The sequence below is a fragment of the Ghiorsea bivora genome, from assembly GCF_000744415.1.
Lineage (GTDB): Bacteria > Pseudomonadota > Zetaproteobacteria > Mariprofundales > Mariprofundaceae > Ghiorsea > Ghiorsea bivora.
In genome coordinates this window covers 137,880-164,705 of record NZ_JQLW01000009.1, presented here as the reverse complement: position 1 = coordinate 164,705, position 26,826 = coordinate 137,880, and the positions used below count along the sequence as shown (strand labels likewise).

27 protein-coding genes and 1 riboswitch are annotated in these 26,826 nt (G+C 42.7%); of the genes, 14 read left to right on the top strand and 13 right to left on the bottom strand.

Translation table 11 applies throughout. The annotated features are described in order from the left end of the window. Window positions 1-3 precede the first annotated feature (3 nt). Genes hemA through prmC form a run of 3 tightly spaced genes read left to right on the top strand, consistent with a single transcriptional unit; the run spans window position 4 to window position 3,222 of the window. Entirely contained in the window at window positions 4-1,326 is a 1,323-nt protein-coding gene (gene hemA, locus DM09_RS07995) for a glutamyl-tRNA reductase (protein ID WP_038249640.1), read from the top strand. After that, the gene (gene prfA / locus DM09_RS07990) at window positions 1,307-2,377 is read left to right on the top strand and encodes a peptide chain release factor 1 (protein ID WP_038249637.1); all 1,071 of its coding nucleotides are present in this window, start codon (window positions 1,307-1,309) and stop codon (window positions 2,375-2,377) included. Before hemA ends, prfA begins: the two co-directional genes overlap by 20 nt. Then, a complete protein-coding gene (gene prmC / locus DM09_RS07985) occupies window positions 2,377-3,222 on the top strand; it encodes a peptide chain release factor N(5)-glutamine methyltransferase (RefSeq protein ID WP_038249634.1) in 846 nt (281 codons plus the stop codon). The genes prfA and prmC overlap by 1 nt, the downstream gene beginning before the upstream one ends. 49 nt (window positions 3,223-3,271) lie before the next feature. Here prmC and DM09_RS11660 read toward each other — a convergent pair whose 3' ends face one another. The 8 genes from DM09_RS11660 to DM09_RS07950 all read right to left on the bottom strand — a co-directional run bounded on the left by DM09_RS11660 (window position 3,272) and on the right by DM09_RS07950 (window position 9,990). Beyond that, window positions 3,272-3,445, bottom strand: coding sequence for a hypothetical protein (locus tag DM09_RS11660; protein WP_198401660.1), 174 nt, complete (start codon window positions 3,443-3,445; stop codon window positions 3,272-3,274). A gap of 106 nt (window positions 3,446-3,551) precedes the next feature. Beyond that, window positions 3,552-4,115 (bottom strand): urate hydroxylase PuuD, encoded by a 564-nt coding sequence (locus DM09_RS07980; protein ID WP_038249632.1) that lies wholly within the window; start codon window positions 4,113-4,115, stop codon window positions 3,552-3,554. Window positions 4,116-4,201: 86 nt separating this feature from the next. Then, window positions 4,202-4,507: a 4a-hydroxytetrahydrobiopterin dehydratase gene (locus tag DM09_RS07975; RefSeq protein ID WP_038249630.1), complete on the bottom strand. Its 306-nt coding sequence runs from the start codon at window positions 4,505-4,507 to the stop codon at window positions 4,202-4,204. Window positions 4,508-4,536: 29 nt separating this feature from the next. Continuing rightward, window positions 4,537-5,553, bottom strand: coding sequence for a DNA alkylation repair protein (locus tag DM09_RS07970; RefSeq protein ID WP_232507785.1), 1,017 nt, complete (start codon window positions 5,551-5,553; stop codon window positions 4,537-4,539). Window positions 5,554-5,605: 52 nt separating this feature from the next. After that, complete coding sequence (gene tadA / locus DM09_RS07965) at window positions 5,606-6,076, bottom strand: tRNA adenosine(34) deaminase TadA (protein WP_038249625.1); 471 nt, start codon at window positions 6,074-6,076, stop codon at window positions 5,606-5,608. A 1-nt stretch (window position 6,077) separates the two neighbouring features. Beyond that, on the bottom strand, window positions 6,078-6,899 hold the full coding sequence (locus tag DM09_RS07960) for an ABC transporter permease (protein ID WP_038249623.1): 822 nt from the start codon (window positions 6,897-6,899) through the stop codon (window positions 6,078-6,080). Window positions 6,900-6,902: 3 nt separating this feature from the next. Then, window positions 6,903-8,273, bottom strand: coding sequence for a PhoH family protein (locus tag DM09_RS07955; protein ID WP_038249620.1), 1,371 nt, complete (start codon window positions 8,271-8,273; stop codon window positions 6,903-6,905). 22 nt (window positions 8,274-8,295) lie between these two features. After that, the gene (locus DM09_RS07950; protein ID WP_038249618.1) at window positions 8,296-9,990 is read right to left on the bottom strand and encodes a carbon starvation CstA family protein; all 1,695 of its coding nucleotides are present in this window, start codon (window positions 9,988-9,990) and stop codon (window positions 8,296-8,298) included. Between the two features lie 48 nt (window positions 9,991-10,038). On the opposite strand from DM09_RS07950, the gene DM09_RS07945 reads away from it, so the two are divergent. Continuing rightward, the gene (locus tag DM09_RS07945; RefSeq protein ID WP_038249613.1) at window positions 10,039-10,926 is read left to right on the top strand and encodes a peptidylprolyl isomerase; all 888 of its coding nucleotides are present in this window, start codon (window positions 10,039-10,041) and stop codon (window positions 10,924-10,926) included. Window positions 10,927-10,972: 46 nt separating this feature from the next. On the opposite strand, the gene DM09_RS07940 is transcribed toward DM09_RS07945, so the two are convergent. Together DM09_RS07940 and DM09_RS07935 are read right to left on the bottom strand one after the other, a co-directional pair. Next, entirely contained in the window at window positions 10,973-12,538 is a 1,566-nt protein-coding gene (locus DM09_RS07940; RefSeq protein ID WP_038249604.1) for a protein adenylyltransferase SelO, read from the bottom strand. A 10-nt stretch (window positions 12,539-12,548) separates the two neighbouring features. Next, window positions 12,549-12,875 (bottom strand): DMT family transporter, encoded by a 327-nt coding sequence (locus DM09_RS07935; RefSeq protein WP_038249603.1) that lies wholly within the window; start codon window positions 12,873-12,875, stop codon window positions 12,549-12,551. A 33-nt stretch (window positions 12,876-12,908) separates the two neighbouring features. Here DM09_RS07935 and rsmA point away from each other — a divergent pair, with 33 nt between their 5' ends. After that, entirely contained in the window at window positions 12,909-13,694 is a 786-nt protein-coding gene (gene rsmA / locus DM09_RS07930) for a 16S rRNA (adenine(1518)-N(6)/adenine(1519)-N(6))-dimethyltransferase RsmA (protein ID WP_038249601.1), read from the top strand. Window positions 13,695-13,910: 216 nt separating this feature from the next. Here the strand turns inward: rsmA and DM09_RS07925 are convergent, their stop codons facing one another. The 3 genes from DM09_RS07925 to DM09_RS07915 form a co-directional block, all read right to left on the bottom strand. Then, complete coding sequence (locus DM09_RS07925) at window positions 13,911-14,234, bottom strand: DUF6172 family protein (RefSeq protein WP_038249600.1); 324 nt, start codon at window positions 14,232-14,234, stop codon at window positions 13,911-13,913. A gap of 164 nt (window positions 14,235-14,398) precedes the next feature. After that, a complete protein-coding gene (locus DM09_RS07920) occupies window positions 14,399-16,120 on the bottom strand; it encodes a bifunctional protein-serine/threonine kinase/phosphatase (RefSeq protein ID WP_038249597.1) in 1,722 nt (573 codons plus the stop codon). Window positions 16,121-16,175: 55 nt separating this feature from the next. Beyond that, a complete protein-coding gene (locus tag DM09_RS07915; RefSeq protein ID WP_038249590.1) occupies window positions 16,176-16,985 on the bottom strand; it encodes a formate/nitrite transporter family protein in 810 nt (269 codons plus the stop codon). 259 nt (window positions 16,986-17,244) lie between these two features. On the opposite strand from DM09_RS07915, the gene DM09_RS07910 reads away from it, so the two are divergent. From DM09_RS07910 to DM09_RS07870, 9 genes are all read left to right on the top strand, one after another. Beyond that, window positions 17,245-18,513: an alginate export family protein gene (locus DM09_RS07910; protein WP_038249588.1), complete on the top strand. Its 1,269-nt coding sequence runs from the start codon at window positions 17,245-17,247 to the stop codon at window positions 18,511-18,513. A gap of 204 nt (window positions 18,514-18,717) precedes the next feature. Next, the gene (gene dcd / locus DM09_RS07905; protein WP_038249586.1) at window positions 18,718-19,287 is read left to right on the top strand and encodes a dCTP deaminase; all 570 of its coding nucleotides are present in this window, start codon (window positions 18,718-18,720) and stop codon (window positions 19,285-19,287) included. Window positions 19,288-19,294: 7 nt separating this feature from the next. Then, window positions 19,295-20,167 carry a methylenetetrahydrofolate reductase [NAD(P)H] gene (gene metF / locus DM09_RS07900; protein WP_038249584.1) on the top strand — a complete coding sequence of 291 codons (873 nt, stop codon included), beginning with the start codon at window positions 19,295-19,297 and terminating at the stop codon, window positions 20,165-20,167. A gap of 65 nt (window positions 20,168-20,232) precedes the next feature. After that, a riboswitch (SAM riboswitch) is annotated at window positions 20,233-20,377 on the top strand. Between the two features lie 155 nt (window positions 20,378-20,532). After that, on the top strand, window positions 20,533-21,777 hold the full coding sequence (gene thrC / locus DM09_RS07895) for a threonine synthase (protein WP_038249813.1): 1,245 nt from the start codon (window positions 20,533-20,535) through the stop codon (window positions 21,775-21,777). A 144-nt stretch (window positions 21,778-21,921) separates the two neighbouring features. Beyond that, window positions 21,922-22,200 (top strand): ubiquitin-like small modifier protein 1, encoded by a 279-nt coding sequence (locus DM09_RS07890; RefSeq protein ID WP_038249578.1) that lies wholly within the window; start codon window positions 21,922-21,924, stop codon window positions 22,198-22,200. A gap of 139 nt (window positions 22,201-22,339) precedes the next feature. Beyond that, a complete protein-coding gene (locus DM09_RS07885) occupies window positions 22,340-22,582 on the top strand; it encodes an NIL domain-containing protein (RefSeq protein WP_038249574.1) in 243 nt (80 codons plus the stop codon). A 28-nt stretch (window positions 22,583-22,610) separates the two neighbouring features. Further along, window positions 22,611-23,543 (top strand): cysteine synthase A, encoded by a 933-nt coding sequence (cysK, locus tag DM09_RS07880; protein WP_038249571.1) that lies wholly within the window; start codon window positions 22,611-22,613, stop codon window positions 23,541-23,543. Between the two features lie 8 nt (window positions 23,544-23,551). Continuing rightward, the gene (gene moeB / locus DM09_RS07875) at window positions 23,552-24,373 is read left to right on the top strand and encodes a molybdopterin-synthase adenylyltransferase MoeB (RefSeq protein ID WP_038249568.1); all 822 of its coding nucleotides are present in this window, start codon (window positions 23,552-23,554) and stop codon (window positions 24,371-24,373) included. A 119-nt stretch (window positions 24,374-24,492) separates the two neighbouring features. Continuing rightward, entirely contained in the window at window positions 24,493-26,826 is a 2,334-nt protein-coding gene (locus tag DM09_RS07870; protein ID WP_038249566.1) for a sulfurtransferase TusA family protein, read from the top strand.

Here is a 26,826-nt window from a genome sequence, read left to right as displayed (position 1 = left end):
CGCATGAGAATCTGTCATATTGGCTTAAATTATAAGACTGCACCTGTTGAACTGCGGGAGCGTTTGGCTGTCCCCGAAGCCGATATTAAAGCTATTTTGCGCTGCAAAATTGCCAATCCTGCGATTCGTGAAGCGGCTTTGTTATCCACATGCAACCGTGTTGAGATGACGTTGGTGACGCATGATCCCGATGCGGCAATTGCAGTTGCCCATGAATGGTTTGCTAAAAAAGCAGGTATGCCTTTGTCAGATGTGATTGAACATTTGTATGCACATACGACAGATGCAGCGATTCGCCACTTATTTTCTGTTGCGTCAGGTTTGGATTCATTGGTTTTGGGTGAACCACAAATTTTGGGTCAGGTTAAAGCGTCTTATGAATTGGCATTAGAAGCCAAAACAGCAGGGCATATTTTGCACCGTTTATACCAATCTACTTTTGCAGCGGCGAAACGCGCGCGAAGTGAAACATCGATTGGTAGGCAAGCTGTGAATATTTCTTCGTGCGCTGTGGAGCTGGCGAAACGTATCTTTGGTGACTTATCAGGAAAAACAGTGTTGTTGGTGGGTGCTGGTGAAATGGCTGAGCTTGCGGCAACACATTTGAAAGCCAATGGTTGTACTGAAATTTTGGTTGCCAACCGAACCCTAGAACGCGCCCGTAAACTGGCGCTTGAATTTGAAGGTCATGCTTTAACCATGGATGAACTTCCGCAATATATGGATAGGGCTGATATTGTGATTTCAGGAACGGGTGCATCGACATATGTGCTTTTGCCTGAAGATGTGAAACCTGCGATGAAAAAACGGGGTGGGCAGCCGATGTTTTTGGTGGATATTGCTGTGCCGCGAGATATTGACCCGCGTATTGCCGATATTGCGGGCGCTTATGTTTATGATATTGATGATTTGCAACAGGTGGTGCAAGGTAATCAAAAGAATAGAGAAAAAGAAGCAGAGCAAGCCAAAGTATTGTTAGAAGAAGAGGCTGTGGCATTTTCCGCATGGTTGAAATCATTGGAATCAGTGCCTTTGATTCGCGGTATTCAGCAGCAAGTTGAAAAAGCGAGGCTTGAAGAAATCGAAAAATCCAAGCGTTATCTCAAAGGTTTAAGTCCTGAGCAAGAAGAAGCAGTAGAGCGTTTGAGCAAAGCATTGATGAAACGCTTTGTGCATCCAACCATGCAAACGCTGAAAACATTGCCCGATGATATTGAAGGTGATTTGTTGATGGGGGCAGCTAGCCGTTTGTTTGCTGCAGAACCCGTGCATGATATAAAGAAAAAAGATAAACCTCGGGAGTCCGATGAACACGCGTCTGGATGAGATTTTAAGAAAAAAGAATGACCTGTCTGTGATGATGGCAGACCCCGAAATCACATCAGACCCCAATAAATACACCAAGATTTCCAAAGAATACTCTGCCATTGAGCCTGTGGCTGATGAAGCGGAACGTTACTTGTCGCTTGAGCAGCAAATCAAAGATAATCAAGAAATGATGGCAGAGGAGGGCTGTGACCCTGAGCTGAAAGATATGGCTCAAATGGAAATCATTGAGCTGAAACAAGAGCTTGAAGCCAGCAAAAAACGCTTGGATACTTTATTATTACCCAAAGACCCCAATGATGACCGCAATGTAATTCTTGAAATCCGTGCAGGTACGGGTGGTGATGAAGCGGCTTTGTTTGCCGCAGATTTATTTCGCATGTATAGCCGTTATGCTGAGCGTAAAGGGTTTAAAGTATCCATTTTGACCAGTAGTGATATTGGTATTGGTGGTTACAAAGAAATCGTGGCGCAAGTGACAGGTACAGATGTGTTTGCTGTGTTCAAGTTTGAATCGGGTGTGCATAGGGTGCAACGTGTACCTGAAACGGAATCGGGTGGTCGTGTTCATACTTCCGCTTGCACAGTGGCGATTTTACCCGAAGCTGAAGAAGTGGAAATCAATATTCGCACGGAAGATTTGCGTATTGATGTGTATCGCGCCTCGGGTGCGGGTGGTCAGCATGTAAACAAAACAGAATCTGCTGTGCGTTTAACCCACCTTCCATCAGGTTTGGTGGTCACCTGCCAAGATCAAGCCAGCCAACATAAAAATAAAGCCCAAGCCATGAAAGTATTGCAAGCAAGGTTGCTCGACAAAGAACAATCCGAAAAAGACTCCGAGCGAGCCGAAGCGCGTAAAGACATGGTGGGTTCTGGCGATAGGTCACAACGCATCCGCACTTACAACTATCCGCAAGGGCGTGTTACCGACCACCGCATCAATCTCACACTGTATAAACTCGACCAAATCATGAATGGTGAAATGGATGAGTTGATTGAGCCTTTGATTACACACCACCAGGCGGAGTTGCTTGCTGGTCAGAGCTAATGAATCCCCGTTTATTGCTACAACAATCTGCCTTACAATTAGAACAAACTGGTGTTGATGCACCACGGAAAGATACAGAATTAATGCTTATGGAAGCTTGGGGTGTCTCGGCAACGGGTTTGATTATTCGCGCCAATGATGAAGTGCCTGAAGTCGTGATTGAGAAATTTAATGTGATGTTGAAGAGACGACTGAATCGTGAACCACTGGCTTATATTTTGGGTAAGAAAGCATTTTGGAAGCATGATTTTGTGGTATCCAAAGATGTGCTTGTACCTCGCCCAGAAACGGAACACTTGATTGAAATAGTGCTCAAATATCGACCGCAACAAGGTGAAAGCTTACAAATTTGCGATATTGGTACGGGTTCGGGATGTATTGCGGTGACTTTGGTTGATGAATATGAGAACAGCCATGTGACTGCATGTGATATTTCGGACGCTGCATTAAGTATTGCCCGAGAAAATGCCAAACAAATTGGTGTTTATGATCGCATGACCTTTTATCAAGGTGATTTATATCAAGCATTACCAGATGGTTCGAAATTTGATGTCATTGTGTCTAATCCGCCCTATGTCAGCCAGGATGAAATGCATGATTTGGAAGCTGAATTAAGCTTTGAGCCGCGTTTTGCACTGACTGATGAGTCTTCGGGTTTAACGCTGTTGGATACCTTGCTCAAGGATGCACATTTGTATCTTAAAGATAATGGGTTGTTGGTATTAGAATCAGGTTTGTGTGGTATGCCAGATACGCCAAACATGCTGAATAAACTTGAAGATTATCATGATTTGGCAGGTAACTTCCGAGGTTCTGTGTTTCAAATGGTTGAAACAAAGACATAAAAAAAGACGCTCGAATGAGCGCCTTTTGTATACCCTTGGAAAGGTAAGATTATTTATCTACTGAGCAAGATAATTCTTCTTCAATTTTTCCAGCTTCTACTTCTTGAATAATTTTATGGTAGTGCTCATTGACTGGGCAACCACAAGTATGTTCAGAAGTTGCATGCAAGCGAGCTTGTTCTATATGCCATTGTGCAACTTTTAGATGTTGATCAACATTCATGTTTTTATACCTTCTTTTTAAAATTTATTGAGCAAACTCAACACAGGCAAAACCTAGCGAAAAGTTTTATTAAATAAAGCCACCTTGTATGCGTGGCTTTACGTATTTACCCAAAAATTTGGAAGTGTGTTGATGAAAACATCAAGAATAACATTGGGATTGAAAGCAATGTGTTGATGCGAGAAGCCATCAATGCTTTTTTGCCCGCTGCTGCTTTTTCATCGGCAGTTGCTTCAACCATGCCAATCACTTTCTTTTGGTTAGGCCAAATGATGAATGTTACATTGAACCACATGATGATTGCAAATGTTGCACCAATCATAATATCAACTGTAATCCCTTTGCCTAAGCTTGCGAGTAAAATGATACCGAAAAGCAATGTTGAATGTGCACCCATGCGGAACCAGAATAAAGCACGGCGAACAATGCTGCCTTCTTTAAAGATGTCGGCTTTGGTTTCAGCTGTTACACCACCCAAAGATGGTACTTGCACGAAGTTAAAATAATACAATAAACCAATCCAGATAATGCCTGAAAGAACGTGGAAATAGCGTGAAAAATCATAAAATTCAGGTAAAGATCCACCTGTGCCAACGGCCGCACCTAAGATAATAGCTAGCAGTATAAAACCAGCAATGATTGTTTTTTTGTGATCTGTTAAAAATCCCATAATTTCTCCTCGAAATAAGCATGTTAATATCAGCCCACTATAGTTGGTTTTGCAATTTTTGTCTTCTTAAAGACAGTAAGGTTATTTTAGGGGCATTTTATGATGTTTTCAATAGCTTGTGCTAAATCAAAGTCGCGGGTTGAAATACCGCCAACTTCATGTGTGGTTAAGTTGATTTCAACACGGTTGTATACATTAAACCATTCAGGGTGATGGTTGGCTTTTTCAGCAAGTATGGCAACTTGGCTCATAAATCCAAAAGCTGTAATAAAATTATTAAATTTGAATGTTTTGTGCAGCTTTTCATCTTGAATATTCCAAGCGTCTGTGCACTGTTGGTTTAAAGCTTGCAATTGCGTGTTTATTTCTGATGCGTCCATTTTTTTATTCATGTTTGCCCTCTTCTTTATTTCGTGTGTGTTTAAGAGGTTAGCAGAAAAGGTTGCTTTGCGCATTCTTGTCCATTGATTATCAACGAGAGTTGATGTTCTCCAGCATAATACTTGCGGGTGGATATGGGTTTGAAGCTGAATGATTTTTGAATGGTTTTAGATGTTTCTTTGAGGCTTGATTCAGATATTTTGAATACTTTGCGTGTCGTTTTTCCATTGGCTTTCATGAAGTCGATGGCAAATTCTAAACGCAGTTTTCCCAATGGTTTATCGCTGTTTAGGGTAGCTGAGAATTTAACCTTACCACCCCATGAAACTTGTGGTGAAACTTTAAAGCTCTGAACTTGAACATGCTCGGCAGGTGTAAAGCCAAACAAGGCTAATGTTTCAGGGTGAGCTTGTTTTAAAAGTGTGCGGCAAGCGTGTTTGACCAGCCAATCTGTATCAGCATCAAAACCCAACCAAGATTTGGCAATGTCACACACGAATTGTGGGTGGTCTTTGGCGATGTCATTCAAATTGTTCGCCACACTACGCCGTACATACAGGCTTTCATCATGTTTAAGTTGCTCAAGGATTTCTAAAACAGGGCTTGGATCTTGCACAAAAGCGGGCAGCTGCATTGCCCAAGGCAGACGTGGGCGGCAGCCTTCCGATGCTAGGCGGCGCACATGTTCATTCTTATGCTTTGCCCATGTTTGCATGTGTTGCATGGTCTCTTTGGGATATTTTATAATAAACGGACGAATGGCAAATTCGGATGATGAGTATTGGGTGAAATGCTCTAGTGCATCCATAGAAATATCGTAATGATTGATGCCATACAGTTCAGCATATTCAGGAAAAAACATGTGTGTAAAAGTATTGGAAAACTGGCTTGAAGCTGCTTTGAGTATGGGAATAGCTTGTTCATAGTCGGGTAAACATTGATGTAATGATTCTGTAATATGTCGCATGCGTTGTTTGAGTTCTTTGTTTTCCCAGTTTCTATCAAAAATGAGTGCGTTAAACTTCTGTGTATCAAATACTGGGTATGTTTGAACCATTGCCTTGTTTAACGAGTAAAAAAAGGTGTCATTATATAGATTTTTCAGAGGTTCAGGCATTCTTTTTCTTTAAACGTTTGGCTTTGAAGAAGGCGCGCAGTTGTTGGCTGCATTCATCTTGTAAGATACCTGAAATGATGTGGGGTTGATGATTTAAACGCTTATCGGATAAAACTTGATAGAGTGAAGACACCGCACCTGTTTTGTTGTCCTCTGCGCCATATACTACAGTGCCAACTCTTGCATGAATGATAGCGCCCGCGCACATCAGGCATGGTTCTAGGGTGACATATAAGATGCTGTTTAATAAACGATAATTGCCGATAGATGCAGATGTTTTGCGTATCACTTCGATTTCAGCATGGCATGTTGCATCATGTTTGTTGATGGGTGCATTGTGGGCTGAAAATACTTGCCCATCATCTGTAATCAAAACTGCACCTACAGGCACTTCATCCATGTCTGCTGCAAGCTGTGCTTGGATCAAAGCAAGTTGCATATAATCTTCGTGATTTTTGTTCATTTTAACGTTTTAGTTTGGGGTCAAATACATCTCTCAAACCTTCACCCAGTAGATTGTAACCCAAGACGGTAATTAAAATTGCTAAACCAGGATAGACCGATAACCACCATGCAATTTGAATATTATCTTTACCTTCAGTGAGCATATTGCCCCAAGATGCGGTAGGTGGCTGCACACCAAGCCCTAAGAATGATAAACCTGATTCAATCAATACGGCACCTGCAATGCCGAGCACGGCAGACACCAACAATGGCCCCATCGCATTGGGCAACATATACGACCAAACCATGCGCAAAGGTGGTGTGCCAATACTTTTTGCAGCCAGAACAAATTCACGCTCTCTTAAACTTAAAAATTCGGCGCGAAGTAAGCGGGTGACACCCATCCAAGAGGTTAAACCAATGATAATCATGATATTCCAAATGGATGGCTCTAAAAATGCAATCACAGCTAAAATAAGAAAAAAGGTGGGGAAACATAAGACCATATCTGTCCAACGCATGATGATGTTGTCCCAGATACCACCTGCATAACCTGCAATAGCACCCAAGATGGTGCCTACCAAGAGCGCAATGCCCACAGCGACCAGCCCAACCAGCAATGAAATTCGTGCGCCATACAAAAGCCTTGAGAATACATCACGACCCAAAGTGTCTGTGCCACACCAATGTTCGGCGGATGGTGGCAGCAACATATCACGAATCACGATATGGTCAGGGTCATAGGGCGCAAGCCATGGCGCAAGAATGGCAATGGTAGCGACGAAGACAACAATCATTGCCCCAGTGAGCATTAAAGGGTTGGACTTGAGTGTTTGTAGCAAAGTTTATAATACCTCAGCAGCGTATGCAGCCAAACGCGAACGTTCACTGGCTTGCAATTGCACATGTCCTGAAAATTCCCAATCGGAGAATTGTTTGACAGCCAAGGTTAGGCCATTGGTTTGTGAGGTTAGGTAAGGGGTGTCGATTTGTGCATTGTTGCCCAAAATAATGATTTTTGAGCCTTCTCCCATGCGTGTGACCAAGGTTTTCATTTGATGTGGGGTGAGGTTTTGTGCTTCATCGATAATCAACCATGTACGGCTAAATGTGCGACCTCGGGCAAAAGAAAGTGCGGCAATTTCAATGCGATGTTGCCCCAATACGGATGAAATATCCGTAGTTTGTTCGTCCAAGAGGTAAGCCAAGTTATCGGTAATCGCACCCATCCAAGGCTCTATTTTTTCTTTTTCTGTGCCCGGTAAAAAACCAATATCTTGTCCCATAGGTACAGTAGCGCGGGTAACCAATATTTTATCATACAAACCCATATCTAGGGTTTGGTGCAAACCGCAAGCCAGTGCCAATAATGTTTTACCAGAGCCTGCCACACCCATGAGTGCCACCAAATCCAAATTGGCATCCATGAGTAAGTTCATGGCAAGATTTTGCTCAGCATTGCGTGCTTGAACACCCCAAATAGCATGGCGAGAGCTACGGTATGAACAAATGTCTTCAAGTGTTACACGCCCATCATCTTCAATCTTGGTACAACGAAGGGAGACCTCTAAATCTCCAGGTAAAGCGATAAAGTTGTGCAAGTGAGGCAAGGTTAAATCTTTGGGCCAGCACACCTCATAACGATTACCAAACTCCACATCACTGACCACCATATCTTTTGCCATGGCTTCCCATGACTCATGCGACAAAGTCATGATGCCTGTAGATAAAACATTGATGTCTTCCACCACACGGTCAGAGCGGTAATCTTCTGTTTTTAAGCCTAAAGCACGGGCTTTGATGCGTAAATTGATGTCTTTGGAGACCAAAACGACCTTTTTCTTGGGGTTTTTCTGCTGCAAACGCATGGTGACTGCGATAATACGATTATCTGCCATGCCGTGGGTAAACGAGTCGGGTAAACCATCGGTTTTATCATCCAACTCGAAGAATAGTCGACCACCACCAGCTAATTCACAGCCTTGCGATAAATCATCTTGTTGTGCGCTTAACATATCCAAGGTGCGTGAAGCTTCGCGAATATTACGCGCAATTTCATCCATGCCACGTTTCACCTTGTCCATTTCTTCCAAAACGACCACGGGTATGACCACATGATGTTCATCAAAACGTAGTAATGCATTGGGGTCATGAATCAATACATTGGTGTCTAGAACATAGATATACGGTGTTGCCTTGGGTTTAGAAGTTGGCATAGAAGAAGCTCCTCGTTTGCTTTTATGTTTGTTGTGTACGCTCGTTTTTAATCTTTTTTACCACCAGCAGTGCTTCAATCAACACCCACACTGCCAATGCAAATATGCTGAAGCCAACAGCGGCAACTGTCCACTGCTCTTTTTCAATCGCGCCTATCATACCCATAATCATACCTGCGATGGTAGTACCTAGCACCAATAACATGGGCAGTAATGTATAAAGTATAGGTTTCTTTTTGCGGTATAGATAGATGGTCACCGTAAGCAATGTTAGCCCAGCTAAGATTTGGTTGGTGGTACCAAACAATGTCCACAAGAATAATCCTGCGGGTTTACCATCCATTTCAAAGAAGGCGAAGAAACCCATGGCCGATACGGCAAGCAAGGTGGCAACATAACGGTTATCAAACCACTTGAAATTGATGGTTTTACCGATTTCTTGGATATTAAAACGTAAAAGTCGTGCGCCAGTATCCACTGAAGTCATGGCAAAGCCGACCACAACTACGCTAATAAATGCTGCGGCATAATCATAAGGGATACCCAGTTGATGAATAAAGTTGGCATTACCTTGGATAAACACGCCAAGTTTTTGATGTAAACCCACAGCTTGTCCCCATGAGCCATAAAATGCTTCCCAGTCGCTGCGGGTGGAAAATGCACCTGCGGTTGTTGCCAACACAGCAAGCAATGCTAATAAAGACTCACCAATCATGCCACCATAACCAATCAAGGGTGCGTCCGTTTCTTTGTCCAATTGTTTGGAAGATGTACCCGATGCCACAATGCCGTGAAAGCCAGATACAGCGCCACATGCAATCACGATGAATAAGAAGGGAAGCATGGGTGGTGCCCCCTCTGGATTAGGGTTGATCGCAGGGGCGACCCACTCTGGGTCTAGCATGAAAAAGCCAATTAACATCATGGCAAGCGCAAGGTATAAAAGCAGGGAGTTTAAAAAATCTCGGGGTTGCAGTAAAAGCCAAACGGGAAGCACACTGGCTAAAAAGGCATAAGCCAAAAGTGACCAAGTCCAATCTTTGGCGGTAAAACCCGTGACTGGGTTATCCAATCCCCACCATGTCGTGACCAGCATGGCGACAAAACCTAAACCAATCAAAGGCCAAACAGGTAAGTTCTTTTTGTATACCAAAAAGCCAATCACCATAGCAATAAGCATGAGTGAATAAGTGGGAAATACGGCTTCTGGGTGTGCAGTAGGGGCAATGTTTGCAGCATCAGGTGCAGCAAATAGTCCTGAAATTACAAGTACGAATACACCCATCGCCAATGCTACAAGGAAGAAAATAACCAATAAAAATAATAGGCGCGTGCGCGGTGAAATCACATCTTTGGCGATCGTGCCCACACTTTCCCCTTTGTAGCGAGAGGAAAGTATTAAAGCGGAAAAATCGTGAACAGCACCAATGAGTAGTGTACCAAAGACCACCCAACATAAAGCGGGTAACCAGCCCCAAATCACAGCAATAGCAGGACCAAGCATGGGGGCTAAGCCTGCAATGGATGCATAGTGGTGACCAAACAAAATGTATTTATTGGCAGGCACATAATCAATACCATCATTCATGCTGTGTGCGGGTGTGATATTAGAATCATCAAGTTCAAAAACCTTACGCCCAAGCACTGCTTTGGCATAAAAGTGGTAAAAGATAAGGTATAAACTTAAGACCACGATGGCCATAACCGCTGGTGACATGAAAACTTCCCCTTTTTATTACAGAAATATGGCGATACGCTAGCGCACATGAAAAGTATTGCGAATTCTAGAGTGCTACCCAAGCAACAGCTGATGTTGATGTTTATCTTGATATTGTTGTCATTATCAGGCTGTGAAAATAAAAGTATGGATAAGGGTGTATCTCAGGTAAATAGTCCTGTGGTTGCTGTGGTGAGTGGCAAAGAGATTCATGATATTGATATTGATTATGAAATTTTAAGTATGCCTGAATCCATGCGACATCTGATGCAAGATGAAGAAGCCAGAGCAAAGATATTACATGTGATGATCCAGCGTGAAGCTGTGGCTCAAAAGGCGAAGGCAATGGGTTTGGACAGGGATCCTTTGGTTCAACATCGTATCCACCAAGCGCAAAACTCAGTGTTGATTCAAAGTATTCGAGATTGGCAACAACAAGATGTTGCCGTGTTTAATGATGCGCAAATTCAAGCGTATTACGATAAACATATGGATGACTTTAAAATCCCTGAGCAAATTCATGTACGGCATATTTTGTTGTCGGATAAACAAAAAGCATTGGAAGTTTTAAAAATGTTAAAACGTAAACCCGATAGCTTTTCTGCTTTAGCTGCGCAGTTTTCTATTGATGATAGCAACAAAGGTCGGGGTGGCGATTTAAACTGGTTTGCTCGGGGAACTATGGTGAAACCTTTTGAAGATGTTGCTTTTGCTTTGAGTGAAAAACGTCGTATTAGCCAGCCAGTAAAAACCAAGTTTGGTTGGCATATTATTGAATGGTTGGGTAAAAAAGAAGGTAATACCCCAAGTGTGGATGATGTGAAAGACGAAGTGACGAGTATTCTACGCAAAAAGGCATTGGATACTTGGATTAAACAACTGATGGATGAAGCTGATATTTCAGTGTTGAAAGCAGAGTACCAAATCAAAAAGTAAGCCAAGCAAACCTTGAATATGGGTTTATGCAGAGCTTATCAAGTTTTTAGGAGCTACAAGACAACATAGAGCAACCTGCTTTTTCTTTCGCCCAATCAGGACGTTTTTGGGCATATTTATCTTCAAACTCAGGTTGTTCGGCATACGGTTTTTTCAAAACCTCAAACAATTCATGCAGCATGAATACATCGCCGCTGTCGGCTTTATCAATGGCAAGCTGGGCTAAATAATTGCGTAATACATATTTGGGATTCACAAGATTCATGGCTTGTTTTCGGTTGGCATTGTTGTCACTTTGTATATGTTTCAAATAATCGTTAAACCAATCTTTCCATATGTTACTCGCATAAACTTCCCAATCATCACCATAAAAAGCAGGACTAATGGTTTGGATGCACTGTTCGATTGTGTTTTGCGCTGAAATATCGGCAAGTTTTCTGAAGAATATTGTCATATCCGTTTCGATTCGTTCTAAATTGTTCATCAGTTGCTCAGCCAAAGCTTCATCAAAGGTATTTAAACCTAATTTTTGTTGCATCATCGTTTGCCACGCTTTTTTATAGGCAGGGGCATAAGCATTGAGTGTATCTTGCAAAGGTGTTGTATCGCTAAACAAAGGGGCAATGGCTTGTGCCAATTTCATCAAGTTCCAGTGGGCGATATGGGCTTGTTTGCCAAAGGCATAGCGATGATTGGTTGCATCGGTGGTATTGGGTGTCCAATCAGGATTGTAATCTTCCAGCCAACCATAAGGCCCATAATCAATGGTAAGCCCATGAATCGACATATTATCGGTGTTCATTACCCCATGTACAAATCCCACGCGTTGCCAGTGTATAATCATGGTTTTGGTTGTATCACAGACTTCGGCGAACCAACGTGTGTAAGTGTCCGTATTGATATTATCATCTTGAATCAAATGGGGGAAATAAGTGCGAATGGTGAAGTCCAGAAGTGTTTTTAATGTTTTAAGGTCGTTGCGTGCGGCAAAGATTTCAAAACTACCAAAGCGTAAAAAAGAAGGTGCAACGCGGCAAACTACAGCGCCGTGTTCGTATTCAGGATGACCATCATAAAACATATCACGCCATACTTGGTCGCCAGTGGCACACAAACTTAAAGCACGGGTCGTCGGCACACCCAAATGAAACATTGCTTCACTGCATAAAAACTCACGAATGGATGAGCGAAGCACTGCCAAACCATCTGCACTTCTTGAATACGGTGTTTCACCCGCACCCTTGAGTTGCAATGTCCAGCGTTCACCTTTGTTGTTGATGACATCGCCTAAAACAATGGCGCGACCATCACCCAGTTGTCCTGCCCAGTTGCCAAATTGATGCCCGCCATAACACATGGCGTAGGGTTTCATATCATCGAGAAGGGCATTGCCTGAAAAGACTTGGGTAAACAGGTCAGAATGACAGTCTTTATCACTTAAATCTAAAAGTTCAGCCACTTCTGGACTATGAATCAATAGCTTGGGTGCAGCCGTGGTTTTGGGGGAAACAAAGGAGTAACAAGCTTCAACGACTTGGCGGCGAACACTGTGGGTGACAGGGTCTGCTGGAAGCTTGTCAATAAATGTATGGTCAAATCTTAAATGTTTCATAGTGAGATGTTTAATGGTTTGCTCCGCTTAAATGAAGACCAACGACACCCGCAATGATGAGAAGGATACTGAAAAACTTCATCAAACTTGCCGTTTCATTGAATAAATAAATACCTAACACTGCAATCAAAGCCGTGCCAAGCCCCGACCAAATGGCATAAGCCATGCCGATTTCAAACTTTTTTAAAGCAAGGGTAAGCATGGCAAGGGATGATAAAAAAAGCACAGCCATCAATATCGATGGTACGATTTTTGTAAAACCTTCAGAAAATTTCATAGCTGTGGTGCCCGCAACTTCCAATAAAATGGCAGAGATGAGAAAAAACCAATGTTGCATAGATGTTTACTCCTTGATTTGTATAGTAGCCCCATGTCAAAACCTACACACGATGGTAAATTTCGCGCCAATAAAGCATTGGGGCAACACTTTTTGGTCAGTGAGAAAGCAATCCGAACCATTGCAGAAGCAATCCCTGTTGGCGAGAGCGCAATTGAAATTGGTCCAGGACCTGGTGCAATCACCACATCGGTGTTGGCAAGAGTATCCCAACTTACGATTATTGAAAAAGATGACCGATTTGCACAGTTTTGGCAGGAAAAGACAAATGAATATCCCAATTTAAAAGTTGCACATGGTGATGTGATGGAGGTGTTGTCTGATGTTGTGGCAACAGACAACCCGCAATGGATAGTTGGTAATCTTCCTTACAATATCAGTGGGCCTTTAACGGCTTTATTGGCATCGTTTTCTTTATCTGGCGGTATGGTTTTGATGTACCAAAAGGAAGTAGGGCAACGCATCACGGCGGAGTCGGGGACAAAAATATATGGTGGTTTATCCGTACTCGTACGCCATTTTTATGAGCCTAAGAAACTGATTGTTTTGCCTCCAGGTGCATTTAATCCACCACCTAAAGTACATTCTATGGTTATTCGTTTGCTGCCCCATGGTAGAGCACCAAAATGCAGTTATGAGGCACTACAAAAGACAGTAAGGCAGGGTTTTGCCCACCGTCGTAAAACAATTTATAATCAGTTTCGTGGACAACTGACACAGGAAGATTACCTAAGCATTGGTATCGACCCCAAAAAACGCCCTGAACAACTTGATTATGATGATTGGGTGCGAATTACACTAAAGTTAGGGAAGGTCTGAACAAGTCATGGACAAAGCAGGTTGTAGTTCAGGGTACTCAAAACCTAGGCGTGTGTTGCAAGTAATAGCTAGACTATTGCTTAAACGCACAACGCAGAGTTTGGGTGCACTGGGCACAAAATGCGAGTTCATGACTTGTTCAGACCTTCCTTAGCTACTTCTAATAACAATGTGTAATCTATAGGCGCAACTTGGACACAGGGTTGCGTTGTCATCTTATGTTTCATGCTCTGCGTCTTCTATTTCTTCACGCACTGGTTTGGGTGGTCTATGTCCTGCTTTGGCTAGGATTTCAATATAAAAGGATGCCAAACCTTGGGCTTCAGCATCATTGATGGCTTTGGAAAGCTCTGTTACGTCCAACACCTTGGCTTCATCGGCATTTGCGCCAAATTTACAATCAAAGTCCCATGTATCAAACCCTTCAGGCAGCGCCTTTTTACGCTCACGTTTGATATAACGTTTAATGTCACTGCGCACAGCATCAATAAGCCTTGCATATTTGGTTTTTGGATGGGTTAAGTTAAATGTTTTTTTCATGGGTATCCTTGGCTGCTATGAAGCAAAAAATGCAACCTATCAAATCTATTCATGAAGTCACAAATTAATATATTTAAAGCTCATGAGGGGGCATCTGTTTCTTTAGGTGATGAAATGGTAGATTTCTCCATTTCGTTTCACTGCCGTCGAAATGACAAGTAAAGCTAGCGAGCAAGAAGAAACACAATAATCAAAGCCAAAACCAAGGAAACCGATTTCCAAAAAAGAACAGGGCTTCGCTCAATCAAAGGCGGGCGGGTTTTGTTGAGAAACTTCTGGTTGGGGTGACGTAGGTCAAACACAAACTCCGTGATTTCATCGTAGCGTTGATATGGGTCTGGGTGCACAGCTTTACGAATGGCTTCATCTACCCACATAGGGATTTCCCTGTCATCATCCAATACCGATTGATAAACCAATTTCTTCTGTGCATTTTTGGTGCGCGACTTGGCAACTTCTGTGCCGTAGGGGAAACGCCCTGAAAGCATTTGATAAGTAATCACTGCCAATGAATACATATCCGAGCGTGGGGTTCCAGGCTCACCAAGGAAATATTCGGGTGCTGTATATTGGGCTGTGCCGAGCACATGTTGTTGTAGAATGGGGTTGGTTATTTCTAAAATGCCAGCCACGTGAGTTGCACCAAAATCGATGATTTTCACTGTGCCCGTTTTATCTATCATGATATTTTCAGGCCTTAAATCTTGATGCAACATTTCCAGCCTATGAAAGGCCTGCAAACCTTTGGCGATTTGTTCCATAATACCACGCACGGCTTCCATGTCTGGGTTGGGGTTATCAATCATCCATTGGGTGAGGGTCTGACCATCAATAAATTCCGTGGCGACGTATAAATAATTATGGGCTCTGTTTTGTGGGCAAGGCTTGAGCACATGAGGGTTGTTGATTCGCCTTGCAATCCATTCTTCCATCAAAAAGCGTTCTAAGTATGCAGCATCACCCCTGAGGTCGATAGACGGTGTTTTGATAATCACGGGTTCGCCTGTCTCAACATCTTTAACAAGGTAAACATGGCTTCGGCTGCTAGCATGAATTTTACGCACCACTTCATAACCATCAAATACCGTTCGGGCTTCTAATTCAGGAGGGAAGGGGAGAGCTGTGAGCTGCTGATACACTTCCTTGGCATCTTGTAGGGGTAGCATATCAATGCGAACAATTTGAATGGTTAAATTATCATCACTGCCTTGTGTCAAAGCATGGTTTAAAATGACTTCGGCTGCCTTATCTAAGTCGGTACTGTGTTCTTCAATGGTTTTGGTCATGAAAGCGTTGCTAACAAATTCATAAATACCGTCGGTGGCTAAGATGAAAATATCATTTTCAGCTAGTGGCACACTTTGGTGGTCGATATCAAGATGTAAATCAATGCCTAAAGCGCGGCTTAAATAACTTTTACCTTGGGATACAGGCACGCGATGGTCTTGGGTTAATTGTTCTAAAGAATCATTGTGTAGATGATAAATGCGAGTGTCGCCGACATGAAATAAATAAGCAGTGGTGGATTTAAGAATTAAAGCACTAAAGGTGCAAACATAACCTCTATCTTTGGCTTCATAACAGTAACGGCTTTGTTTGGTTTGTGCATGCAACCATGAATTCATGGCTAGAATCACTTGTTGCGCCGATTTATGCACCGACCATGCATCGGAAGTGCAATAATAATCGTCTAAAAAACCAGTCACTGCAGATTCGCTGGCAATTTGGCTCACATCGCTGCTACTGATGCCATCTGCCAAAGCAATGGCAATGCCTTTGGTTGTTAGTTGGGGTTCTTTGGGGATATAAGCACCGTGAAAGTCTTGGTTGATAGGTTTTTTACCTTTATCAGAATGTTGACCTATCGAGACTTGAAGTTGTTTCATGGGCTTATGATAAAAGCACCCCTGCTACAATAGCAAGGATGCTTTCAAACAATTGTTAAGCGTTACGCTGTGGAGAAGTTTTAACGTGGGTGTAATACAGTGGCAAACCAACCAATACAAAACCACCAACGATATTACCCAACACAGTTGGAAGTTCGTTCCAAATCAAGTAGTCAGCCAATGTAAAATCACCACCCATAATCATAGAGAATGGGAACAAGAACATATTCACGATGGAGTGCTCAAAACCCATAAAGAAAAACAGCATGATAGGCATCCACATGGCTAACATTTTACCTGTTGCAGATGTAGAAATCATGGCACCAACCACACCCATAGATACCATCCAGTTACACATCATACCGCGGAAGAAAATAGTAAACCAACCGCCAATACCGTGTGATTTGTAGCCCAAGGTTCTTGCTTCACCGATATGTCCCACTTTTGCAGCGATTGCACCACCATCAGTATCAAAGCCGTAAGTCAAAATAAATGCCATGGCAAAAGCCACCATCAATGCACCGCCCAAGTTACCAAGGAAAACCAAACCCCAGTTACGCAAGACTTGTTTTACGTCAACCCCAGGTCTTTTATCGAGAAGGGCTAGGGGTACTAATGTAAAAACACCTGTTAATAAATCAAATTTCATCAAATAAAGCATAATAAAACCAACGGGAAACAATACCGCACCCAATAGTGGTGAGCCCGTTTTCATGGCAACGGTGATGGCAAATATGGCTGCCAATGCCAACATTGCACCCGCCATAAATGCACGGATAAGTGTATCCTTGGCAGACATAAATATTTTGGATTCCCCTGCATCTACCATTTTGGTGACAAATTCGGATGGTTCTAAATAAGACATGTTTTATTCCCCTTTGTTAGGTAACGGCTGTTTTGCCGTATTCTGTTTGTTAGGGGTATAGCAAGCGGCATTCCACTGCAAAAGCATGTTACTGCAACAACCTTTATTCTATTATGGCTATTTATCCATCAATGTAAGCCTATATTTTAGGCATGTCACACGAAGAAATGCTGTGGAACACAGTGAAAGCACAAAACAACATTCGGAATACGACTTGCTCAGTCTACGAAAAATAAAGAAAACGTTGTAGAGGGTTAATATGTTGAAAAAGGGTGTGGTATGGATGGTGGTTTCATTGGTGATAGGTGGTTTGCAAGCTGGGGCATCAGAATGGCAAACATCGGTTGATTTGCGTGAGCGTTATCAATCGTTTGATAACTTTGATTTTAATTCTTCAGTAGATAATAACGCTTGGGAGTTGGATACAAGGTTGTATATCAAAGCCAAACGCGATTTTGACAATGGCTTCTCTGTCTATTTACAACCGCAAGCAGTTAGTATCACACAGCATACTACTGCAGCGGGCACGCAAAAGCTCTCTCAAGCTGACCTTTTGCAAAGTTATCTTGGTTATGAGTCAGGTACATTTTCCGTTCGTATTGGTCGGCAGCAGCTTGTGTATGGCGACCAAAGGTTATTAGGGCATTTGGGTTGGAAAGATGTGGCACGTACGTTTGATGGTATTAAAGCAGGTTATAAATCGGGCGATATTGCGGTGGATGCTTTTGTGGTGAGCCCTGCAGATATTGTTGCCATGACACCAAGCAGTACTTCACCACGTGGTGCATCTTTGGTGACATGGGATAAGCGGGTGTTAACGGGGGTATATGGCACTTATCATTTGAATAAAAAAACAGGGGCAGATGCCTACCTTATCAATTGGAAGCATAATGATGGTATTGGGCGTAATATGAATACCTATGGTACGCGTGGGTTTGGCGTGTGGGGTGCTGTTGATGCAACAGTAGAAGCTGTGTTTCAAAGTGGAACTTGGGTGACAGGTGTATCACAACGTGCATCTGCCTATGCAGCGAAAGCAGGTTATATGATAAATGCATGGAAAACGCGTTTCGGTATTGAATATGATTATAGCCCTGGTGATGATAATACAGATGTGACCATGCATAAAAACTTTGTGTTTCCCTTCCATACCAACCACGCGCATTATGGTGAAATGGATAGGTTCTCTTGGGCAAACATGAAAGATATTCGTTTATCGGTGAAAACTTCACCTACGCAACACCTTACACTGCACGGTAATGTGCATTTTTTATCTTTGGATAAAGCGCAAGGTGATTGGTTGAATGTTGCGGGTACTGGTGTGTTGTATGCAGGCAATGCTGCTTATACAGAAACAGATGCGGGTACTGAGATTGATTTGAAGCTTGTGTATAAAGTTGCCAACATGAAAGCTTTAATGATTGTTGCCAACTATGCTGTTTTTAATCCAGGTGCCGCAGTTCAAGAAAGAACGGGCGCTAAAGACTCGGCTGCATTTGCTTATTTGATTGCCAATTATAAGTTCTAAGTCAGACATAGCTTGGACAAAGCGACTGTTATTCTGCACGAAGTTGAGGAATTTTAGATACCTTCATGTTGGTCGGCATGACATTTTTACAATGTATTCCTTTGCGAAACTTTGTGTCCTCTGCTGTTCAATAGATTAGAGAGTGACAACGCGAAATAAATCAGCAGGTTTCGCAGTCAGTTTTTAGTTCATTAGAGGTAAGGCATGGCAATCAAATCAGACAAATGGATTCGTAAAATGGCGCAAGAGCATGGTATGCTTGATCCTTTTGTGGATGGTCAAATCAAGAAGAATGCGAAAGGTGAAGGTGCGATTTCTTATGGTTTGTCATCGTATGGGTATGATGTGCGTTGTTCTGATGAGTTTAAAGTGTTTACCAATATTCATTCGGCAACGGTTGATCCCAAAAACTTTGATGACAAAAGTTTTGTCGATATCAAGTCGGATGTTTGCATTATTCCTCCCAATTCTTTTGCCCTTGCGCGCACCGTTGAATATCTAAAAATTCCGCGCAATGTGTTGACCATTTGTTTAGGAAAATCAACGTATGCGCGTTGTGGTATTATTGTAAATGTAACGCCTTTAGAACCAGAGTGGGAAGGGCATGTGACTTTAGAGTTTTCTAACACCACAACATTGCCAGCTAAAATTTATGCCAACGAAGGTGTGGCGCAATTTTTATTCTTTGAATCGGATGAAGAATGTGAAACCTCTTATGCAGACCGTGCAGGTAAATACATGAAACAACGCGGCGTGACAGTACCAAGGTTATAGTAGATACATGTTATTAGCAGATATATTGGCAGCAAAAAAGAAAGCGGGTGAACCATCGATATCGTTTGAGTTTTTTCCGCCGAAAACAGATCAAGGTGAGCAAAACCTGTGGCAGTGTATTCAAGAGTTAACACCCTTAAACCCCGCTTTTGTTTCAGTGACTTATGGGGCAGGTGGTACCACCCAAGATCGCACGCTTCGTATTGTGGAACGTATTAAAAAAGAAACGACTTTGGAGCCCATGGCACATTTAACTTGTGTAGGGTCAACGCAGGCTGACTTGGCTGCATTGCTTAATCAATACAAAGCAGCGGGGATGAAGAATATCCTTGCATTGCGTGGTGATGCACCCGAAGGGCAAGATAGCTTTCAGGCAGTACAAGGTGGTTTTGCTTATGCTACGGATTTGGTGAAGTTTGTACGTGAGCAGCAAGCTTTTTCTATTGCTGTTGCCACTTATCCTGAAGGTCACCCCGAATCTAAGGGTGGTGTGGCAGATGATTTGAAATACCTTAAAATGAAACAAGATGAAGGTGCGATTGCTGCCATTACCCAATACTTTTTTGATAATGACCATTATTACCGTTTTTGTGAGCAAGCAGAAAAGTTGGGTATCACTATTCCGATTATCCCGGGCATTATGCCCATTGCCAACTATGAACAAATTGTACGTTTTTCTGCCATGTGTGGAGCGAGTATCCCTGATTGGGTGCATACACAAATGAGCCCCATCAAAGATGACTTGGGTGCGGTCAAAGAAATGGGTATAGAGATTGCTACCAAACAATGCCAAGACTTATTGGCAAATGATGTTGCAGGTTTACATATTTATGCGCTGAATAAATCCGAAGCTAGCCTTGCAATTTACCGAAATTTATAAGACAAATCTTTTTGCTTGCGTTTTAAAAAATACTACCGATAATTCGGCGTTACATATTGGATCCGATTTTATCCAGAGCAGTGTAGGGTTACAGGCCCGTTGATACTGCGGCAACCGCCTCAAGTTTTATCCTAGGAGATAGGGCGAGAAGGAATGGTGCCAATGCCTGCCTAGTTTGGTTATGAATAAACATTCTAGGAGCGATGATGTTCGGGTTGTGAGTTTATTTGCACCCTACGTGCGTTTTCTTTCAACCTTCGCTTATCGCGAGGGTTTTTTTGTTTTCGGATTCCGTATAAAAAGTTTGATTAAAAGAAAGAATAATGTTCCGCAAAGAAGGACGCTTTTTTGCACAGGAGATAACATTGAGTGAAAGTATAGTTCGAGCCCTTAAATGCCGCGAGTGTGGTCAAGAATATCCGATTGAACCGACCCACGTTTGTGAGTTTTGTTTTGGTCCATTGGAAGTGGTTTATGATTATGAAAAGCTTGAGGGTAAATTTACCCGCGAGTTGATTGAGTCACGTCCACAAAATATGTGGCGTTATAAAGAGCTTTTGCCGATTGATGGTGAACCAAAAGTGGGCGCAAACAATGGTTTTACACCATTGGTGAAAGCGGATCGTCTTGCCAAAGCTTTGGGCGTGAAAGAGCTTTATATTAAAAATGACTCGGTTTGTTATCCAACATTATCATTTAAAGATCGTGTGGTGGCAGTGGCATTATCCAAAGCTGTTGAGTTTGGTTTTAAAACTGTGGCATGTGCATCCACGGGTAACCTTGCGGGTTCTGTGGCTGCGAATGCGGCAGCAGCAGGTTTGGAGTCGTATGTATTTATTCCAGAAGACTTGGAGCAAGGTAAAGTGCTGGGTGCAGGTATTTTCGGCACCAATATTATTGGTATTAAAGGTCAATATGATGATGTGAATCGTTTGTGTTCTGAAGTGGCAGGTAAATATGGTTGGGCATTTGTGAATGTGAATGTGCGTCCATTTTATGCGGAAGGTTCTAAATCTATGGGTTATGAAATCATGGAGCAATTGGGCTGGAAAGCACCAAAACACGTGGTTGTGCCTATGGCATCCGGTTCACTTTGCACCAAAATTGATAAATCCATCAAGGAATTTATCAAACTTGGTTTGATTGAAGATAATGGTACCGCGGTTTATGGTGCACAAGCTACAGGCTGTTCACCGATTTCTAAGTCAGTGAAAGATGGTACAGATATGATTCATCCTGTGAAAGCAGACACCATTGCCAAGTCTTTGGCGATTGGTAATCCAGCAGATGGTTTTTATGCCAACCGTGTGATTAAAGAAAGTGGTGGCTGGTGTGAAGACGTGAGTGATGAAGAAGTCATTGATGCGATGAAGTTACTTGCAGAAACGGAAGGTATTTTTGCAGAAACTGCAGGTGGTGTGACTTTGGGTTGTACCATTAAATTGCTTGAATCAGGTAAGCTACCTAAAGATGAGTCCATCGTAATTTGTATTACGGGTAATGGTTTGAAGACACAGGAAGCAGTCATCAATGAAGTGGCGAAACCACGCGTGATTGGTGCATCTTTAAAAGAGTTCGACGTATTGGCAGAAGCCGACGGCGTGAAATAAGTCAGCATGTATATTTGAGCGATTGCTGCAATTAAGGTGCTCATGTGCAAATACGCACACTGCACGCCTTGCATTTGCACTCGTAATAAATACTTCATGCTGAGGTTTAAAGTAAAGTTAATAATATTTTGATAGGAGTATAACATGACAGTAGCAGTTCGTATCCCAACCCCACTACGTAAACTTACCGGTGGTGCAGATGAAGTGAAAATTGAAGGCACAACGATTGGTGAGTTGATTGATAACTTGGAAGCAGCACACCCAGGTATGAAAGAACGTTTGTGTGATGATAACGGTGAAATTCGTCGTTTCGTAAACGTATATTTGAATGACGAAGATGTGCGTTTTCTAGACGGTCGTAATACGGCGCTTAAGGATAATGATGAAGTATCCATCGTGCCCGCCATCGCTGGTGGCTGCTAAACTAAAGCTATCTTTTTATCCCATTGCGGCGTTAAGATAAGTGCTGTGATGCTCACATATTAGAAAAGTATGCTGGCCTTCTCGCACTTACCATGCCTTGCATGAGAACAAAAATATAACTTTAGAATAGGTGGATGATATGAAATTACGTGTGTATTTGAATTTTGACAAAGAAAAAGTAACTGAACCAGTGATTTGGAAATTGGCGAAAGAATTTGATGTTATCACCAATATTCGTACAGCGGAAGTCAAAGAAGATATGGGTTTGGTTGGACTTGAAATTGAAGGTGAAACAGAAGTGGTTGAAGCTGCTGTGAAGTGGCTTGAAGCACAAGATGGTATACATGTGGAGCCTATTGAGCAGGGTATTATTGAAGGTTAATTCTTCAAGCTTGGGCAAGGAGTAGGTTATGGCGATTTATAACAATGCAGCAGAAGCCGTTGGCAATACACCACTGATTCGTTTGAATCGCATTGGTGCAGACTTGGATGCTGAAATATTGGTGAAATGTGAGTTTTTTAACCCGCTGAATTCGGTCAAAGACCGTATTGGTAAAGCCATGATTGAAGATGCTGAAGCCAAAGGCCTACTTAAAGATGGTGGTACGATTGTAGAACCAACTTCAGGGAATACTGGCATTGCATTGGCATTTGTGGCTCGTGCGAAAGGTTACAGATGTATTTTAACCATGCCTGAGTCAATGAGTATAGAGCGCCGTAAGCTTTTGAAGTTGCTCGGGGCTGAATTGGTATTAACACCTGCGTCGCTGGGTATGAAGGGTGCAATTGCCAAGGCTACAGCGTTGGTTACAACGATTGAGAATGGTTTTATGCCGCAACAATTTGATAACCCAGCGAATCCTGAAATTCACCGCCAAACCACGGCTGAAGAAATTTGGAAAGATTGTAGTGGTAATGTGGATGCGATTGTCGCAGGTGTGGGTACTGGTGGTACAATCACTGGTGTTGCAGAAGTATTAAAATCACGCAATAAAGATTTTAAAGCGATTGCGGTAGAACCATCAGACTCACCAGTGCTTTCAGGTGGTGAACCATCACCACATAAAATCCAAGGTATTGGTGCTGGTTTTATCCCTAAGAACTTGAATAGGGATATTGTGGATAGTGTGGAGCAGGTGAGCAATGATGATGCTTTTGCCATGGCACGTCGTTTGGCAGATGAAGAAGGTATTCCGGGGGGTATTTCTTCAGGTGCAGCAGTTGCTGCAGCATTACGTGTAGCGGCTCAGGGTGAGATGAAGGGAAAACGTATTGTTGTGATTCTACCATCCATGGCAGAGCGGTATATGAGTACAGATTTATTTAAGAATATTGAGGTTTAAGGGTTAACATGATTGATTTTACAGAAGAACAAATTGAACGCTATTCGCGTCATATTATCCTGCCAGAAGTAGGTGCTGAAGGGCAAAGTAAACTGCTTGAGTCTAAAGTGTTTATGATTGGTGCTGGTGGCTTGGGTTCGCCTGTAGCCTATTATTTGGCAGCAGCAGGCGTGGGTACGATTGGTATTGCTGATGCAGATATTGTGGATTCTTCAAACCTACAGCGCCAAATTATTCACAATACCAAACGCGTTGGTATGCCTAAAGTGGAATCAGCCAAACAAACCATGCAAGAGCTGAACCCTGATGTGAAAGTGAATGTGTATAACTATTTTGTAACTGAAGAAAATATTCGCGACATTATTTCTGAATACGATTTAATCATTGATGGCTGTGATAACTTCCCAACGCGTTTTTTGGTGAATGATGCATGTTATTTTGAAAAGAAACCTTTGATTTCTGGCGCGATGTTCCGTTTCGAAGGGCAAGTGGCGACTTATAAACCCCATGTGCATAAAGAAGGGCCATGTTACCGTTGTTTGTATCCAGAGCCACCACCAACAGGTTTGGTGCCATCATGTTCTGAAGCGGGTATTTTGGGTGCGCTTGCAGGCGCTGTGGGTACAATTCAAGCTGTAGAGGCCGTAAAAGAATTGTTGGGTATTGGTGAATCATTATCAGGTAAGTTGATGACTTTTGATGCCTTACGTATGGAATGGAAGAAGCTTAAACTTCGTAAAGATCCACAATGTCCATTGTGTGGTGAGAATCCAACGATTACAGATTTGGTCACTTATGAACAAGCTTGTGAATTGAAGTTTGGCGAATAACTAAGACAACAGCTTTAAAGTAATTTAATGCATGAAAAGCGTAGAAATGACTTTCTGCGTGCAGGATGCTTGTGCTTAAGTTTTCGTGTAAACTTGAGTAGGAATGAGAGGTAAAAAAGATGAGTACATTTGATTTTGCACAAACCACAGATGTGGACGAATTTGAAGCAGGTTATAAGGCATTTAAGGCTGGAACGATGCCCGAAGAAAGGTTTACCCCATTCCGCTTGCAGATGGGTGTGTATGGTCAACGCCAAGAAGGTGTACAAATGATTCGTGCCAAATTCCCTGGCGGTGTATTAACGCCTGCGCAATTGGAAGTCATGGGTGAGTGTGCAGAATTATATGCAGGGGCGATGCCTACTGATGGAACACTAAAAGAAGCGCCTGAAAAAGTTGCGCATATCACCACACGCCAAGATATTCAGGCAAACTTTGTGGCACTTAAAGATGTGGTACCTTTTCTGCGCAAAATGGATGAAGCAGGTATTACGACACGTGAAGCTTGTGGGAATACCGTGCGCAATGTGTCCACTTGTTTCTTGGCAGGAAAATGTCCTGCTGAACATGCGGATGTGACAGTTCATGCACGTAAGTTTGCTGAATATTTTTTACGACACCCGCTGGCGCAACAGTTTCCACGTAAATTCAAAGTGACTTTCTCAGGTTGTGCTACTGACTGTGGTTTGGCTGGTATGCATGATGTGGGTTATATTGCGAAACACCAAAATGGAAAAGCAGGTTTTGAAGTGTGGGCGGCAGGTGGTTTGTCCTCGCAACCTATGCCAGCCATCAAGTTAGAAGATTTTATTGAAGAATCTGATGTGTTGATTGTGGGTGAAGCTTTGATGCGTATGCATTTTAAATATTCTGACCGCAAACGCAGAGCCCGTGCGCGCCTGAAATATGTGGCACAAAAATTAGGCGAAGAAGGGTTTATCGAAGAATACAAGAAACAGCGTGCGGTGATTGAAGGTACATTACCTGATGTGGTATTTGAAGGTACCAACTGGCGTTTGCCAACAGGTGATATGCCTTTTTCTGAAAGCGGTATTGTTGCGCAACATGATGGCAAAACATCAATCCTTTTAAATGTTTTTCGCGGTGATTTAACTCCCTTGCAATGTCGCGCTGTAGCTCAAGCTGCACGCTTGGGTGGAAGCAATGAATTGCGTGTGACTACAGAGCAAGGTTTAGTGATTGTGGATGTGAATCCAGAAAAAGTGGATGATGTGGTTGAAGTGTTGGGTAATGCCGATCTCCGCACATCTTATGCACGAGGTATCTCGGATATTACAGCTTGCCCAGGTACAGAAACATGTCGTTTGGGTATTACTTCCAGCCGTGGTTTGGCGCAAGCTTTGCAGCCTTTGATGGTAGATTTAAAACAAGATAGTGCGTTGGCTGGTATTACGATTAAAGCATCAGGCTGCCAGCATTCATGTGGCCGCCATCATATTGCTGATTTGGGTTTTCACGGCATGGCGAAAAAAGTTGCAGGGCAACCTGTACCACATTACCAGTTGCATGTGGGTGGCTCGGGTGTGGCGGGTGGATCCTTTTCTTTTGCCTCAGACTGGGTGCCTGCCAAACATGCGCCAGAAGCGGGTATTGCCGTACTTCAAGCTTATAAAGATGGGCGTAAAGGTGATGAATCGGTTCATGACTGGGCAGAACGTTTGGGTAAAGAAGGTTTATCTGAGATATTGGCTCCATACAAGGCTGATGCAGGCGAAGTGGACGGTCTGATTTATGACTGGTCAGAAAATGAAGCATTTAATACCAAGGGCAATAAAAAAGGTGAGTGTGCAGGTGCTGTGTTATCCATGTCCGATGCATTGATATCTGAAGCAGAGTATGAGTTAATGATTGCCAAAGCGCATGCCGATGCCATGTTCTGGGCGGAGTCACAAACAGCACTTAAACGCTCTTTGGTTTCAACAGTACGTGCATTTTTGGTTGCTTACGGCGAAGCGCCTGAAGATGATGCAGAAGTGTTTGGTTTATTACTTGCAAATGCAGCAACAGATACAGAATTGATGAAGTATTACAATGCTGTGCAAGCAGCTATGATGAGTATTGATTTGTCTGATCCAGCATCTGGTGTGACCAAACTCAAAGAAGCGCAATCAGCTTTTGTAAGCTTGGCTGAAAAACGTTTTGCTGCAGTGCCTGAAAGTAGCGAGACTTCAGAACAAGATGCTGGTAAAGTTGTAAGTGATGAAGAAGTAACAACATTAGATTTATCTGGTGTTGCATGCCCTATGAATTTTGTCAAAACAAAAATTAAGTTGGCGAGCTTGCCTATGGGTGCTCGTCTCGTTGTAATTTTGGATGATGGTGAACCCATTGAAAATGTACCGTTATCTTTAGAGGAGCAAGGGCAAAGCGTGTTAGAGAAAAAACAAATCTCAGATACGCAATGGCAAATTGTGGTTGAAAAAACTACTTAA